Origin of the sequence: Vibrio sp. YT-18 (assembly GCF_033337345.1) — a bacterium.
Taxonomy (GTDB): Bacteria; Pseudomonadota; Gammaproteobacteria; order Enterobacterales; family Vibrionaceae; genus Vibrio; species Vibrio alginolyticus.
The window spans coordinates 355,028-369,132 of the sequence record NZ_JAWOQO010000002.1; the positions used below are offsets into that span (position 1 = coordinate 355,028).

The following is a 14,105-nucleotide window of genomic DNA, read 5'->3' on the forward strand; positions in this document are numbered from 1 at the left end:
CTGATTAGACGAGAAAGACAAGGTAAGAGGTGAAGAGACTATGATGAATCTTGCTGCTGCGTTACAAAGAAATGCTGCGAGTAAACCAGATAAAACGGCGTTGATATGTGGCGCTGAAAAGATAAATTATGCGCAGTTTAATGCGATCGCCGGCAAGATCGCAGCGTCTTTAATCAATAAAGGCGTAAAGCCAGGTGACCGCGTTGCGATTTCATGCCCAAACATTCCTTTTTTCGCGTTTGTTTATTATGCAATACAAAAAGCTGGCGCGGTTGCAGTCCCATTAAATGTGCTTTTGAAAGCGCGAGAAATTAAGTATCACTTAGAAGATTCAAAAGCGAAGTTTTATTTCTGCTTTGAAGGGACGAAAGAACTGCCAATGGCAAAAGAGGGCGTCAAAGCCTTTGAACAAGTCGATACATGCGAAGGCATAGTCGTACTGACTCAATCTCAAGATCAAAGCTATTGGAATGGTGTAATAACTCTCAATGCGTTTATAGCCGATGTCCAACCGTTGCCGGATTATATACCGCGTAATGCGGATGATACTTGTGTGATTTTGTATACATCAGGGACGACAGGCTTACCAAAAGGCGCTGAGCTGACTCAGCAGAACATCATAATGAACGCTCTGGTGGCACAAAACATTATGGGCAGCCAGGCCGATGATATTCACTTAGTAACTTTGCCTTTATTTCATACATTTGGTCAAACCGTCCACTTAAATGCTAGTGTTTTGGGCGGGGCAACATTGGTGTTAGTGCCTAGGTTTGAGCCTAAACATGTTCTTGAGCTGGTGGAAAAACATAGGGTGACGATATTTGCTGGTGTGCCAACGATGTACATCGGTCTGCTTCACGTGCAGCATCAATTTGATACCTCGTCATTGCGTGTTGCAGTAAGCGGTGGTGCGCCATTGCCAACCGAAATCTTTCGAACCTTTGAAGAAACATTTAATGTGCCGATCTTAGAAGGATACGGGTTATCGGAGACAAGTCCTATTGCATGTTTTAATCATTTGGATCAGGAGCGTATACCAGGCTCGGTAGGTCAACCGGTTCAAGGCGTCGAAGTAAGAGTTATCGACATTGAAGGCAATGCACTACCGATAGGCGAAGAAGGTGAGATTGTTGTGCGTGGTCATAATGTTATGAAGGGATATCTTGACCGTCCAGAAGTTACTGAATCTGCGCTACAAAATGGTTGGTTCCATACTGGTGATGTGGGCCGCTTTGACAGTTCAGGTAATTTATTTATTGTCGATAGAATGAAAGATCTGATCATTCGAGGTGGATTTAATGTTTATCCCAGAGAAATTGAAGAAGTTTTCATGACTCATCCTGCAGTTTCAATGGTCGCGGTGATAGGGATTCCAAATGAAGAGTATGGCGAAGAGATAAAAGCTTACGTTGTACTTAAACCAAAAGAATACATTGACGCCGATTCATTACAAAAGTGGGGTAAAGAGCAATTAGCCTCGTTTAAATATCCTCGTTATGTCGAAATTCGTGAACACCTCCCGATGAGTGCGACAGGAAAGATTTTGAAACGTGAGTTGAAATCTGAATTGAATATAGCTTAGTCAATTCAATGGTCTTTGTGTCACAGCGCCACTTGCCTAAGCGCAAATGGTGTTGTGCTCTTGACCAATTAGATGCATAAGGTTTTTAGCTATCGTTAGACAATACTTAGCGTTTGTTGAATGGATCTATTGCTCGAGTTTTTTAAAGTATTCTTCTAAGCGCTTCGGATTGGTAATGGTTACTGAGCCATAGTTTAGCTCTAGCATCCCAATACTTTCTAATCGTTTTAGTATCTTGTGTACGCTCTGACGAGTTAGCCCCATCATGTTAGCGATATGTTCTCTTGTTACCCTGACAACGCATGGTCGAGTATCGATCGCTTGATTAAGTTGGTATTCAGCAAGTAGCAGCAACCTTTTGGCGACTCGTTCTTCAATTCCTCTAATCGCGTCATCTTCGATAACAGAAATAGCAGACCACAAGCGGCGGCTAAGTAAGTCGAGTATAGTGGGGTAACTTTGAGGGTATTTGGCGAGTAATTGGCGAAATTTATCTCCAGGAAGCTCCATTACAGTCACGTCCGAATGCGCGGTCGCACCAAAAATACGAGGCATGCCGGGAGAAAAAACATTGTCTCCAAACCAGCCACCAGCTTCGAAAATCATCAGTGTGACTTCTTTGCCTTTTGAACTAATTGAGTTCACTCTCACTGCACCTTGAGCTATGACCATAAGAGAAGATTGAAGCGCACCTTTATTGCAAATCAGTGCTTTTTCGTCGAAGCAGCGAACCTTAGTCATTTGCGCTGCTTCACTAAGCCCTTTATCTGGCAGCCCTGATAGTATAGGACATTTGGCTAGCAGTGTTTTGACTTCTTCCATGTAGCAACCTTACTGCACATTGCTTTATTGAGTTAGTTAAGTTACCCAAGCTTAACACTCTTTGAGTGCTCTGCTTGAGATAGATTTGGAAAGTGCGGGCGTTGAACAAAAAATGACGTGGTATAAACGCGATAGTAAGAAAACGCCCACTAAACATAATGTTAAGCGGGCGTTGTTATGTCATATCAAACTGAAATTATTTTTGAGTGGCAGCTTTCATTGCAGAAACGAATTCACCTAGCTTGTCGAGCATAATTTGTGGCTGATCAACGTTCGCTTCAATGATTTTGACCACGGCTGAACCAGAAATTGCACCAGCGGCGCCAGATTCTAGTGCTTGTTTCACCTGTGCAGGCTCTGAGATGCCAAAACCAAGTAGCGCTGGTGGCGCATCAAATTGGTTCAGTCTATCGAGCATATGACCTACAGGCATGTTTGCTTTGGTTTCTGCGCCAGTAACACCTGCACGAGAGAGTAGGTAAGTGTAGCCGCCACCTAACTCTGATACTTGCTTCAGTGTTTCATCACTTGCCGTTGGTGGTGCGATGAAGATTGGGTGAATACCAAACTTCTCTGCAGCCGCAACGAACTCAGTACTTTCATTAGTTGGTACGTCTGCAATCAAAACAGAATCGATGCCTGCTTTTGCACAACGCTCATAGAAGTTTTCGATACCACGAGAGTAAACAAGGTTCGCGTACATCAGAAGGCCAATAGGTAGCTCTGGGTACTTAGCTCGGATCTTACCAATTTGCTCAAAGCAGATATCTGGTGTTGCGCCTGAGTCTAACGCGCGAATGTTAGCGCCTTGGATGGTTGGGCCATCCGCTAGCGGATCTGAGAATGGAATACCAAGTTCAAGGGCATCAGCACCAGACTCAACCAGTGTTTCCATGATTTTGTAAGACTGCTCTGCGTTTGGATCGCAAACCGTTACGAACGGTACAAATGCGCCTTGGTTCTTTTCGTTTAGGCGCTCAAACATCTTTTCATAACGGCTCATTAGATTGCTCCTTTTTCTTCTAAGATGGCGTGTACGGTGAAGATGTCTTTGTCACCACGACCTGATAGGTTAACGACCAATAATTGCTCTTTTTCTGGATTCTCACGAGCCATACGCAGTGCATGAGCCAGTGCGTGAGAAGATTCTAGAGCAGGGATGATACCTTCGTGACGCGCAATTTCTTGGAATGCTTCTAGTGCTTCATCATCCGTCACGTTGTCATATTCAGCACGGCCAATTGCGTTTAGGTGTGCGTGTTGTGGGCCAACTGAAGGGAAATCAAGGCCAGCAGATACCGAGTAAGACTCTTCTACTTGACCGTTTGGATCTTGCATCAATGGCGCTTTCATACCAAAGAAGATACCCGTTTTACCATGTTTAAGTGGTGCACCGTGCTGGTCAGTATCGATACCTTTACCTGCTGGCTCAACACCAATTAGGCGAACGCTTTCTTCTTCGATGAAGTCAGCAAACATGCCAATCGCGTTTGAACCACCGCCCACACATGCGATAACCGCATCAGGAAGACGACCTTCACGTGCCAAAATCTGATTCTTCGTTTCTTCACCAATCATGCGTTGGAAGTCACGCACGATTGTTGGGAATGGGTGAGGACCTGCCGCTGTACCTAATAGGTAGTGTGCATCTTCATAAGTTGCAGACCAGTCACGCAGCGCTTCGTTACATGCGTCTTTAAGTGTTGCTGAACCAGAGTGAACAGGAATGACTTCTGCACCCATTAGCTTCATACGGAATACGTTCGGGCTTTGACGCTCAACGTCTTTTGCACCCATGTAAACGCGACACTTAAGGCCAAGTAGTGCACACGCTAGTGCGGTTGCAACACCGTGTTGGCCTGCGCCAGTTTCAGCGATGATTTCGTTTTTACCCATGCGTTTCGCAAGCAGAGCTTGACCTAACACTTGGTTGGTCTTGTGCGCGCCACCGTGAAGTAGGTCTTCACGTTTTAGGTACAGTTTGGTTTTCGTACCTTTGGTTAGGTTACGAGTTAGAGTCAAAGCCGTTGGACGGCCCGCATACTCTTGAAGAAGCGTCATGAACTCACTGCGGAATTCTGGATCTTCTTGCGCGTCTATAAACGCTTGCTCTAGTTGCTCCAGTGCTGGAACTAGAATTTGCGGAACGTACTGACCGCCGTATTCGCCAAAGTAGGCATTCAGTTTTGCCATCGTTATATTCCTTCTCGTATTTTTCGCTACGAATAGCTTTAAATTTTTTAGCTGATATCCAGCTTTAGTAGTTGCGAATAGCGGTGAATGCCGCGAGCAACTTCTGTGAATCTTTTTTGCCTGGTGCGCTTTCTACACCAGAGTTTAAATCTAATCCCAAGCAACCTAGTGTCGCTGCTTGTTGAGCATTTTCTGGCGACAGTCCGCCCGCTAGCATAATTTGACTTGGGTCGCCGATCAGTGACCAGTTGAACACTTGACCGGTTCCGCCAGTTTGAGTGCCAACTTGCGCATCTAACAGATGGCGATCAATGTTGTCTGCTAGTAGTTCTGGCTTGGCATCAGTCACGCCGTAAGCTTTCCAAATTTCTACCGCTGCTGGCAGTTCGGCTTTGAGTTGGTTTACGTAAGCTTGGTCTTCTTGACCGTGCAGCTGCACTGCTTTTAAACCCAAAGAGGTCACGACAGAAGCAACAAAATCGATATCGTGATTTTGGAAAACGCCTACGTAGTTAAGTGGAGCACCGCTCATGGTTAAGCGAGCACCTTCAAGGTCAACCGCACGCTTCGACTTCTCGACAAAAATCAGACCACCAAATACCGCGCCGGCTTGATATGCTTTTGCTGCGTCATCTTGATGCGTTAAGCCACACACTTTGTTTTCGCCTAAGGTCACTTTACGTACAGCAAGTTCTAAGTTGTCTTCCGCCATCAGTGAACTACCAATCAAGAAGCCGTCTGCGTATTCCGCTAAATCACGAACTTGTTGATGTGTATAAATGCCAGATTCTGAGATTACTGTTGCGTTAGGAGCCAGTTCGCGAATTGTCGGTGCCAGTTCTTTCGTACGATTCAAATCAGTACTTAGGTCGCGAAGGTTACGGTTATTGATGCCGATAACGCGTGCACCTAGCTTAACGGCACGATGAAGCTCTTCTTCGTTGCTGACTTCGGTCAAGATACCCATGTTCAGGCTGTGTGCTGCCTCCTCTAGCGCTTTGTACTCTTCGTCATTCAGGACAGAAAGCATCAGTAGCACGGCATCAGCACTGTAATGACGTGCTAGGTAAACTTGGTAGGTGTCTACCATGAAGTCTTTGCACAGAACGGGTTGTCTGACTTGACCACGCACTTGAGGAAGAAAGTCAAAGTTACCTTGGAAGTACTTTTCGTCTGTTAGGACTGAAATTGCATCTGCGTGGTTGTTGTAAACCGATGCAATGTAATCCAAGTCGAAGTGATCACGAATCAAACCTTTAGAAGGAGATGCCTTCTTACATTCGGTGATGAATGCCGTCTTTTCGCCACTCAGAGCATCGTAGAAGCTGCGGTCCGATGGCAGCAAATCAGACTGAAATGTGCTTAGCGGTTGAGACACCTTACGGTCTGCTACCCACTGATATTTGTCGCGGACAATTTTCGCCAGTACTTCTGCCATTTCTGCTTCTTTCTTAGAAACGTGTTCAGACAGGTTGTCAGCTTGCTGAGTGTTGAAGTCAGTCATCTTCTTCAATTCCTTAAGCGTGTGCGGCAAGTTGTTGTACCAAATGGTACGCCTTGCCTGAATTCATTGCCTCAATCGCTTGTTGCGTGTTGGCTTTTAAATCTTCGTGGCCGAATAGACGCATTAGCAGAGCAACGTTCACTGCCACTGCGCCCAATTGTGCGTCTGTACCTTTACCCGTCAGAATGTTGGTAATGATCGCTTTGTTTTCTTCAGGATCGCCACCTTTGATTGCTTCTAGTGGGTGCGCGTCTAGACCGAAGTCTGCAGGCGTTAATTTGTATTCTGTGATCTCACCGTCTTTGATTTCGGCAACGGTTGTTTCACCGTGAATTGCTACTTCGTCCAAGCCACTGCCGTGTACTACAGCGGCGCGCTTCATACCCATTTGTAGCATGGTTTCTGCGATAGGACGAACCAGTTCTTTACTGTAAACGCCCATCAATTCGATGTTAGGACGAGCAGGGTTAATCAGTGGGCCAAGAATGTTAAAGATGGTGCGTGTTTTCATGGTTTGACGCACTGGCATCGCATGGCGTACACCACCGTGGTACTGAGGTGCAAATAGGAAAGCAACACCGATATCGTCGACCGCTTTGCGCGTATCTTCTGCGCTCATAGCTAGGTTGATACCAAATGAATCAAGAAGGTCAGAAGAACCAGATTTGCTTGAAACGCTGCGGTTACCGTGTTTCGCTACTTTTAGACCACATGCTGCAGCAACAAACGCCGCAGTGGTTGAAATGTTGATGGTGTTGTGACCGTCGCCGCCAGTACCTACGATATCTGCGAAATCGTAATCTGGGCGAGGGAATGGGTTTGCATTTGCCAGCAGTGCTTTTGCCGCACCTGCTATTTCATCCGGCGTTTCGCCTTTGATTTTTAGTGCAGTTAGTGCTGACGCCATCAAAATTGGGTCTAGTTCCCCACGGATAATGATGTCGAATAGCTGTTGGCTCTCTTCCTGAGTAAGCGATTCTTGCTCGTACAGTTTGGTAATAATAGGGTTGATGATTGCTTCCATATTTCCTCTCCTAAATTTCTTATGTGCCAAGTGCTTTTTAAGCAGTGAGTGGGTTCGCTGAAGTTTGTTCTTCAAGTGCCCATTCGATGGCATTGGCCAACAGTGTTGCTCCGTAGGTCGTCATAATAGATTCCGGGTGGAACTGGAACCCGCAAACTTTATCTTCTTCATGTACAACAGACATTACCAAGTTATCCACTTCTGCTGTGATGGTTAGGCTCTCAGGAACCTTGGTCGCAACCAGCGAGTGGTAACGTGCAATTGCAAGTGGTGATGGCAGGTTTTGGTAAATCGCATGGTTTTGGTGCTCCATCATAGAGACCTTACCGTGAATGATTTCGCCCGCGCCAGCAACGGTGCCGCCGTATGCTTCAACAATCGCTTGGTGACCAAGACAAATACCAATCATTGGCACTTTGCCTTTCATACGTTGGATAAGCTCTGGCATTGAGCCTGCCTCTGACGGTGCGCCAGGACCTGGTGATAGCAGAACCACTGGGTTTTCAAGCTCGTTTACCGCTTGTTCGATGGTTTCTGCTGGGATGTTGTTTCGGTAAATCTTGACTGAGTAACCTAGCGAGCGGAACTGATCCACAAGGTTGTAGGTGAACGAGTCAAAGTTATCGATAAAAATGATATTAGCCATCTCTGAACCCTATTCCTTATTGTGACTTATGCGCTGCTTGGATAGCAGAGATTACCGCTTGTGCTTTGCCGCGCGTTTCGTCTGCTTCCGCTTGTGGATCAGAGTCGAACACCACGCCAGCACCAGCTTGAACTTGAGCAATGCCGTTCTCAACGTACGCTGAGCGGATCACGATACAGGTGTCGAGTGTGCCTTCACCAGTGAGGTAGCCAACAGCGCCGCCGTAGCTACCGCGTCGTGCGCCTTCTACATCGCGAATCAACTGCATGGCACGAATCTTAGGTGCGCCGGTGAGCGTACCCATGTTCATACATGCTTGGTATGCGTGCAGGGCGTCTAGGTCTTCACGCAGTTGACCAACCACACGAGACACCAAGTGCATTACGTGGCTGTAGCGGTCGACTTTTAGAAGGTCTGCTACGTGGCGAGTACCAGCTTGAGCAATACGAGCGACGTCGTTACGTGCCAAGTCAACCAACATCATGTGTTCTGCGTTTTCTTTCATGTCTGTGCGCAGTTCAAGTTCGATGCGGCTATCTAGGTCGAAATCAATCTCGCCGTTAGGGCGCTTACCGCGGCGACGAGTGCCTGCGATTGGGTAGATTTCAATTTGGTTGGTATCGGTTTCATACTTAAGCGCGCTTTCTGGTGATGCGCCAAACAGAGTGAACAGCTCATCTTGCATGTAGAACATGTAAGGGCTTGGGTTACTTTGTTTCAGTTCTTTATAAGCCGCCAGTGGAGAAGGACAAGGTAGAGTGAATCTACGAGACGGTACAACTTGGAATACATCGCCTTTCACTACGAACTCTTTTAAGTCGCGAACGGTTTGGCAGAAGTCTGCATCAGACACGCTAGGTTCTACCGTTACATCTGTTATTTGCTCTGCACTCGGCAACAGTTTTGGCGCTGCACACTGGGCGCTAATTTCTGCAATACGAGTCTCTAACGCTGTTTTCTCTGAACCATCAACAAACAACGTCGCTTGAAGCTGGCAAGATTCCGTTTGATGGTCGACAACAAGTAGTGTTTCCGCGACGTAGAAAACGTAATCTGGACACTGATTTGTTGCTTCGGCATTACCAAGCGGCTCGAAGTTTGCGACTAAGTCGTAGGCAAACAGACCACCAAGGAAAATCGCGTGTTTGTCTTGCTGTGAAATATCAAAACTATGCTGAACTAAACGCAGCGCATCGAAAGAAGAAGCTTCACGTAGTCGAGAGTCTTCATCTAACGTGTCGCATGGCTGGTTAAACTCCAAAGTTAGCGTTTCGCCATCGAACTTGCTCTCAACGTCACCGCGGATGTTCTGGTTTAGGTGAGACAGTAGGTTTTTACCGTTATTGGTCAAGGCGTGCATGCTAACGGTATGGCCGAAGCAAACAATGCGAACCGCTGAATCTACGATCAGCAGGGATTTTAAATTTTGCTTTGAATCGATCTCAGCAGATTCCAGCAATAGGCTGTCAGTTTTGTTCTCACATAGTGTGTGGAACAAGCGAGTCGGGTCTTGAGTATAAGGGACGGAAGCCGTTAGCACTTCAAGCTGTCCAAGTTTCTTAATTTCAATGGCCTTGTTCACAAGACCTCCTTGTAGCTGTTTAAATCTTCCTGCCGTACATAGTCGCATAAAGCAAACGTTCTCCCAATCTAGAGTTGGCTATATTCGATTAATGTTTAGGCAGTTGAATGTGAAATGAGCAACAAAACAAAAAAGCCCGCTTAAGTAGCGGGCTTTACAACGTTTGGTTCTATAAACTAGAAGTATACGTTTGCCCACCAAGAACTAGTCCAAGTGCGCCACCAAGCAAGATCTGATGAGTTTGCCTTATTAAGACAAACCGCAACTTTCGCTTTTTGGTTTTGGTTAAATTCTTGTAACATGGTGAACCTTAAATTACGTACTTTGTATTTGTGTACTAGTTAACTAGTGCGAGAGTAAAAAGTCAACCCCAAAACGGCATTAAAACGATAAAAATATGAGAATTGATTTACATAGTCACACCACTGCATCGGACGGTCGGTTAGAACCTAAAGATTTAGTGGAAAGGGCGCTGAGTTTTGATATCGAGGTTTTGGCGATCACTGATCACGATACGGTTGACGGTTTGGCGTTAGCTAAGCAATACGTTCAAGATAATAATTTGCCGATAAAAATCATCAATGGCATTGAGATATCGACCGTCTGGCAAAACAAAGACATTCATATTGTCGGCCTGAATATTGATCCGGAAAATGAACAATTATCTGCCCTCATAGAACAGCAGAAGCAGCATCGCATAACACGATCTGAGTTAATTGCAGAGCGACTACAAAAAGCAACTCGAGTAGGTGTGCTTGAAGAGGTAAGGCAAATCGCCGGTGATGCTCCAGTGACAAGAGCGCATTTCGCGAAATGGTTGGTAGATAATGGTTACGCAAAAACCATGCAAATGGTGTTTAAAAAATACCTAACGCGTAATAACCCAGGTTATGTACCACCGAATTGGTGTTCGATGAAGGATGCGGTTGATGCTATCCATGCGGCTGGTGGAATGGCGGTATTAGCGCATCCTGGTAGATATAAGTTGACAGCGAAGTGGATTAAGCGTCTTCTAGCAGCGTTTGTCGAAGCGGGTGGTGATGCGATGGAAGTTGCACAGCCACAGCAAGCGCAACAAGAAAGGCGCAACTTGGCTGATTATGCTATACAATACAAACTATTAGCCTCTCAAGGCAGTGATTTTCACTACCCATCACCGTGGATGGAGCTAGGAAGGAACCTATGGTTGCCTGCTGGCGTCGAACCAGTTTGGAAAGATTGGGGAATAGATCCTTCGTTGAATAATACTCAGTAATACGAAGTCGAGAACCCATAAAAATATAGAGCCGAGAGGCTCGATAATGAGGAATTACAATGAGCCAGTTTTTTTACGTTCACCCAGAAAACCCACAGGCTCGCTTGATTAATCAAGCAGTAGCAATCATTCGTAACGGCGGCGTTGTGGTTTACCCTACTGATTCAGGGTACGCACTTGGCTGTCAGTTGGAGAACAAACAGGCACTGGAACGAATCTGTCAGATTCGTCGTCTGGATGATAAGCATAACTTTACTTTACTGTGTCGTGATTTGTCGGAGCTTTCTCTCTATGCGCGAGTGGATAACTCTGCATTCCGACTGCTGAAAAATAACACACCAGGTCCTTACACCTTCATCTTCAAAGGTACTAAAGAAGTACCGCGTCGTTTGATGAATGCAAAACGTAAGACCATCGGTATCCGTGTCCCAGACAATCAAATTGCCTTGGACTTGTTGGAAGCATTAGGTGAGCCGATGATGTCTACGTCGTTGATTCTACCTGGCAGTGACGTAACAGAATCTGATCCAGAGGATATTCGCGATAAACTAGAACATGCGGTTGATGTGATTCTTAATGGCGGTTACCTAGGTGAACAACCTACGACTGTAATTGACTTTAGCGAAGGTGAACCTGTTGTAGTTCGTTTGGGATCAGGTGACCCTGCACCATTCGAATAGTAGACGCACACCACCGCCAAACAAAATAGGAGGCATCGCGCCTCCTATTTTAGTTGTCATATCGAATATCTCATTGAACTTAACTGATTGAGGTTAAGCGAAATCGAAAATGTCGATACCATTTTGTTCTGCATAGTTGATGTATGCAGAGCTCACACCGTTTAGTGTCACTTCAACATTGTATTCATCACTTGAGAATACTGCCCAGCCACATTCATTGTAAGATAAAGTCAGATCATCCGCTGAATCCAAGAACGTATCTCGAATGCCATCGTTATCAGTGTCTCGGCCCATATCAAAGACAAGTTTGTCATGGAAGATATTAAAATCGACAATGTCGGCTTTGACATCAATATCGTTGGAAGATACTGGCTGATCAGGTACACCAATAGCCAGGCGGTTTGTAAGCACGAAGGTGTCGTCTCCACAGCCACCGCTCAGTACTGATTCACCATCACCAACAACGAGTGTGTCGTTACCCCAGCCACCACTCAAGTAGTTGTTGCCTGAATAATCAAAAATTGTGTCGTCGCCACAGCCACCAAAGAGTTTGTCGTTTCCTAATCCGCCGGATAGGAAATCGTTTCCAAAGCCGCCAGAAACAAAGTCGTTACCTCGGCCACCAAGCAAGGTATCGTCTCCCCAGCCACCGAAGACAATATCATTACCTCCGTATCCTACAAACTTATCATCACCACAGAAGCCGAAGAAAATATCGGTTGTTTCAGAGCCTTTTGTGCCTGTCATATCGTCATCTTGAGATGTCCCAAAAATCCAATTTAGGTCGAGATTTAGCATAGACATTGTTCTATTCCTTTTTGTCTGATTTATGCCAATCACCGAGAGTGCAGAGCGAACCTAGTGAGTCAGAGTACACGATAGCATTAGTGTTATTTTTGATGTGAACTAATGACTTAAAGACAATTTTTGTCTTGTTACCCACGACCTTGCTTTGCTATGAGCGCTCATTGTCTGCGGTGATTGGTATTACTTAGCAGCAAACAGGGACGGCTTATTCTTCGTTGCTTTCTAGCAATACGAACAGTAAACACACCCCAAGTGGTTATTGTTGTAACCCTGACAATTTTATCAGGTACCGCGTGGTTAAAGTGGTTCAGGAAGACCGATATTAGTGGGATTCTCGTTGAGCAATGCCTGCTTTAAGTAGTAAAAAAGTTGCAGAATAGGACAAATATTTCGGTCATTTTTGAAGTGAATTTTGGTGTGGAGAATGGCGCCGATTTAGCTTACATTAACTAAGAAAGTTACGTATAATGTCTGACCGAAAAATCCCACTGAAATGGGTAAATAGCAAAATACAGACCAATCCTGGTCTAGACGTCTGTGAAGACGACACATAGGTAGATAAATGAGCGAAAAGTTACAAAAAGTATTAGCACGTGCTGGTCACGGTTCTCGTCGTGAGATTGAATCGTTAATTAAATCTGGTCGCGTTAGCGTGAACGGTGTAGTCGCTAAGCTTGGTGAAAGACTTGAAGACGAGAGCAGCGTAGTTCGTATCGATGGTCACATTGTCTCTGCAAAGATTCAAGAAGAAGTGATTTGTCGTGTACTTGCGTACTACAAACCTGAGGGTGAACTGTGTACTCGTCACGATCCAGAAGGTCGTCGTACTGTTTTTGATCGTCTGCCAAAAATTCGTGGCTCTCGTTGGATTTCAGTTGGTCGTCTGGATGCGAACACTTCTGGTCTTCTACTTTTCACAACGGATGGTGAACTGGCGAACCGCTTAATGCACCCAAGCCGCCAAGTTGAACGTGAATACCTAGTACGTGTGTTCGGTGAAGTAACTGAACAGAAAGTTCGTAATCTAGTAAAAGGTGTTGAACTGGAAGACGGTTTAGCTCGCTTTGAAGATGTTGTTTACGCGGGTGGTGAAGGCATGAACCACACGTTTTACGTTGTTATCAACGAAGGTCGTAACCGCGAAGTTCGTCGACTATGGGAATCGCAAGAGTGTACCGTTAGCCGTCTGAAACGTGTTCGTTACGGCGACATCTTCTTAGACAAGAAACTGCCTCGTGGCGGTTGGATGGAGCTTGACCTGAAAGAAGTAAACTACTTGCGTGAGCTTGTAGAGCTTCGTCCAGAGAAAGAAACCATGCTTGATCTGAACAAAGACAATACGTCACGCAAACGAGAGCGTGCACGCAGCCAAAAAATTCGTCGCGCAGTTAAGCGCCATGAAGAGCGTGTTAACACGCCAAAAGGCCGCAGCAACAACCCTTCTCGTCGTAAGCCGAAGAAGGCTGCTGGTGACCAAGGCGCACGTAACAAGCATCGTTAATCGATAGCAAAACATCAGAAAGGCTTGCCAATTCGGCAAGCCTTTTTCTTATCTGTTACATAACAAAAGGATCTAAAGCCGATATAGAGCAGGGTGCTTTGTATAAACATATATCTCAGCTAGACGAAAACAACAGATAAAAAAATACCAGCACTAGGCTGGTATCTTTGTTCATGATGAAGAAACGTTAATCGCGTTTCCAAAGCATATGGCAGAACTTATGTTCAGGGTCTCGGCTGATTAGCATACGAGCAAATACGTCATCAAGAACGTCATTTTCCTCATTTACTAGGCCGATACGAACCTCTGCATATACTTCTTTGTCGATCTCGAAGCCAACATGTTCAACCCAGTCATCACCGGTTTCAACAAGTTCTGCGGCACCACGATCTTCAAATTGCGCAGTAAACAGAATCACGTCAGCTGGCTCTAGGTTATCTGGAGCCATCTCAAGGAAAATGTCGTACGCTGCGTCGATGACGTCGTCGTAAGAAATCAAATCAGACATG

Annotated in this window: 14 protein-coding genes and 1 other annotated feature; of the genes, 4 read left to right on the forward strand and 10 right to left on the reverse strand. The window is 45.6% G+C overall.

Annotation, left to right across the window (positions count from 1 at the left end; genetic code table 11):
- Nucleotides 1–40 precede the first annotated feature (40 nt).
- Nucleotides 41–1,582, forward strand: coding sequence for a long-chain-fatty-acid--CoA ligase (locus R7M72_RS03965; protein WP_170893473.1), 1,542 nt, complete (start codon nucleotides 41–43; stop codon nucleotides 1,580–1,582).
- Between the two features lie 126 nt (nucleotides 1,583–1,708).
- Here the strand turns inward: R7M72_RS03965 and R7M72_RS03970 are convergent, their stop codons facing one another.
- The 8 genes from R7M72_RS03970 to R7M72_RS04005 all read right to left on the reverse strand — a co-directional run bounded on the left by R7M72_RS03970 (nucleotide 1,709) and on the right by R7M72_RS04005 (nucleotide 9,655).
- Nucleotides 1,709–2,404: a Crp/Fnr family transcriptional regulator gene (locus R7M72_RS03970; protein WP_315956426.1), complete on the reverse strand. Its 696-nt coding sequence runs from the start codon at nucleotides 2,402–2,404 to the stop codon at nucleotides 1,709–1,711.
- Nucleotides 2,405–2,600: 196 nt separating this feature from the next.
- Complete coding sequence (trpA, locus tag R7M72_RS03975; protein ID WP_318056043.1) at nucleotides 2,601–3,407, reverse strand: tryptophan synthase subunit alpha; 807 nt, start codon at nucleotides 3,405–3,407, stop codon at nucleotides 2,601–2,603.
- The gene (gene trpB, locus R7M72_RS03980) at nucleotides 3,407–4,597 is read right to left on the reverse strand and encodes a tryptophan synthase subunit beta (RefSeq protein ID WP_005445041.1); all 1,191 of its coding nucleotides are present in this window, start codon (nucleotides 4,595–4,597) and stop codon (nucleotides 3,407–3,409) included. Before trpB ends, trpA begins: the two co-directional genes overlap by 1 nt.
- Before the next feature lie 64 nt (nucleotides 4,598–4,661).
- The gene (trpCF, locus tag R7M72_RS03985; RefSeq protein WP_315956424.1) at nucleotides 4,662–6,101 is read right to left on the reverse strand and encodes a bifunctional indole-3-glycerol-phosphate synthase TrpC/phosphoribosylanthranilate isomerase TrpF; all 1,440 of its coding nucleotides are present in this window, start codon (nucleotides 6,099–6,101) and stop codon (nucleotides 4,662–4,664) included.
- Between the two features lie 13 nt (nucleotides 6,102–6,114).
- Nucleotides 6,115–7,125 carry an anthranilate phosphoribosyltransferase gene (gene trpD, locus R7M72_RS03990; RefSeq protein ID WP_206953364.1) on the reverse strand — a complete coding sequence of 337 codons (1,011 nt, stop codon included), beginning with the start codon at nucleotides 7,123–7,125 and terminating at the stop codon, nucleotides 6,115–6,117.
- 37 nt (nucleotides 7,126–7,162) lie between these two features.
- Entirely contained in the window at nucleotides 7,163–7,771 is a 609-nt protein-coding gene (locus R7M72_RS03995) for an aminodeoxychorismate/anthranilate synthase component II (protein WP_005376785.1), read from the reverse strand.
- 16 nt (nucleotides 7,772–7,787) lie between these two features.
- Nucleotides 7,788–9,353 (reverse strand): anthranilate synthase component 1, encoded by a 1,566-nt coding sequence (locus R7M72_RS04000; RefSeq protein WP_025767265.1) that lies wholly within the window; start codon nucleotides 9,351–9,353, stop codon nucleotides 7,788–7,790.
- A gap of 126 nt (nucleotides 9,354–9,479) precedes the next feature.
- Nucleotides 9,480–9,583: a sequence feature (Trp leader region), on the reverse strand.
- On the reverse strand, nucleotides 9,530–9,655 hold the full coding sequence (locus R7M72_RS04005; RefSeq protein ID WP_005376787.1) for a trp operon leader peptide: 126 nt from the start codon (nucleotides 9,653–9,655) through the stop codon (nucleotides 9,530–9,532). It overlaps the preceding feature by 54 nt.
- Nucleotides 9,656–9,750: 95 nt before the next feature.
- Here R7M72_RS04005 and rnm point away from each other — a divergent pair, with 95 nt between their 5' ends.
- Together rnm and R7M72_RS04015 are read left to right on the forward strand one after the other, a co-directional pair.
- Complete coding sequence (rnm, locus tag R7M72_RS04010; RefSeq protein ID WP_005386777.1) at nucleotides 9,751–10,608, forward strand: RNase RNM; 858 nt, start codon at nucleotides 9,751–9,753, stop codon at nucleotides 10,606–10,608.
- 59 nt (nucleotides 10,609–10,667) lie between these two features.
- Nucleotides 10,668–11,288 carry an L-threonylcarbamoyladenylate synthase gene (locus R7M72_RS04015; RefSeq protein WP_005376791.1) on the forward strand — a complete coding sequence of 207 codons (621 nt, stop codon included), beginning with the start codon at nucleotides 10,668–10,670 and terminating at the stop codon, nucleotides 11,286–11,288.
- 93 nt (nucleotides 11,289–11,381) lie between these two features.
- On the opposite strand, the gene R7M72_RS04020 is transcribed toward R7M72_RS04015, so the two are convergent.
- Nucleotides 11,382–12,092, reverse strand: a complete 711-nt coding sequence (locus R7M72_RS04020; RefSeq protein ID WP_005376796.1) for a calcium-binding protein — start codon at nucleotides 12,090–12,092, stop codon at nucleotides 11,382–11,384.
- Between the two features lie 565 nt (nucleotides 12,093–12,657).
- On the opposite strand from R7M72_RS04020, the gene rluB reads away from it, so the two are divergent.
- Nucleotides 12,658–13,596: a 23S rRNA pseudouridine(2605) synthase RluB gene (gene rluB, locus R7M72_RS04025; protein WP_054701249.1), complete on the forward strand. Its 939-nt coding sequence runs from the start codon at nucleotides 12,658–12,660 to the stop codon at nucleotides 13,594–13,596.
- Nucleotides 13,597–13,783: 187 nt separating this feature from the next.
- Here rluB and R7M72_RS04030 read toward each other — a convergent pair whose 3' ends face one another.
- Nucleotides 13,784–14,104: an HI1450 family dsDNA-mimic protein gene (locus R7M72_RS04030; RefSeq protein ID WP_005376800.1), complete on the reverse strand. Its 321-nt coding sequence runs from the start codon at nucleotides 14,102–14,104 to the stop codon at nucleotides 13,784–13,786.
- Between the last annotated feature and the right edge of the window lies 1 nt (nucleotide 14,105).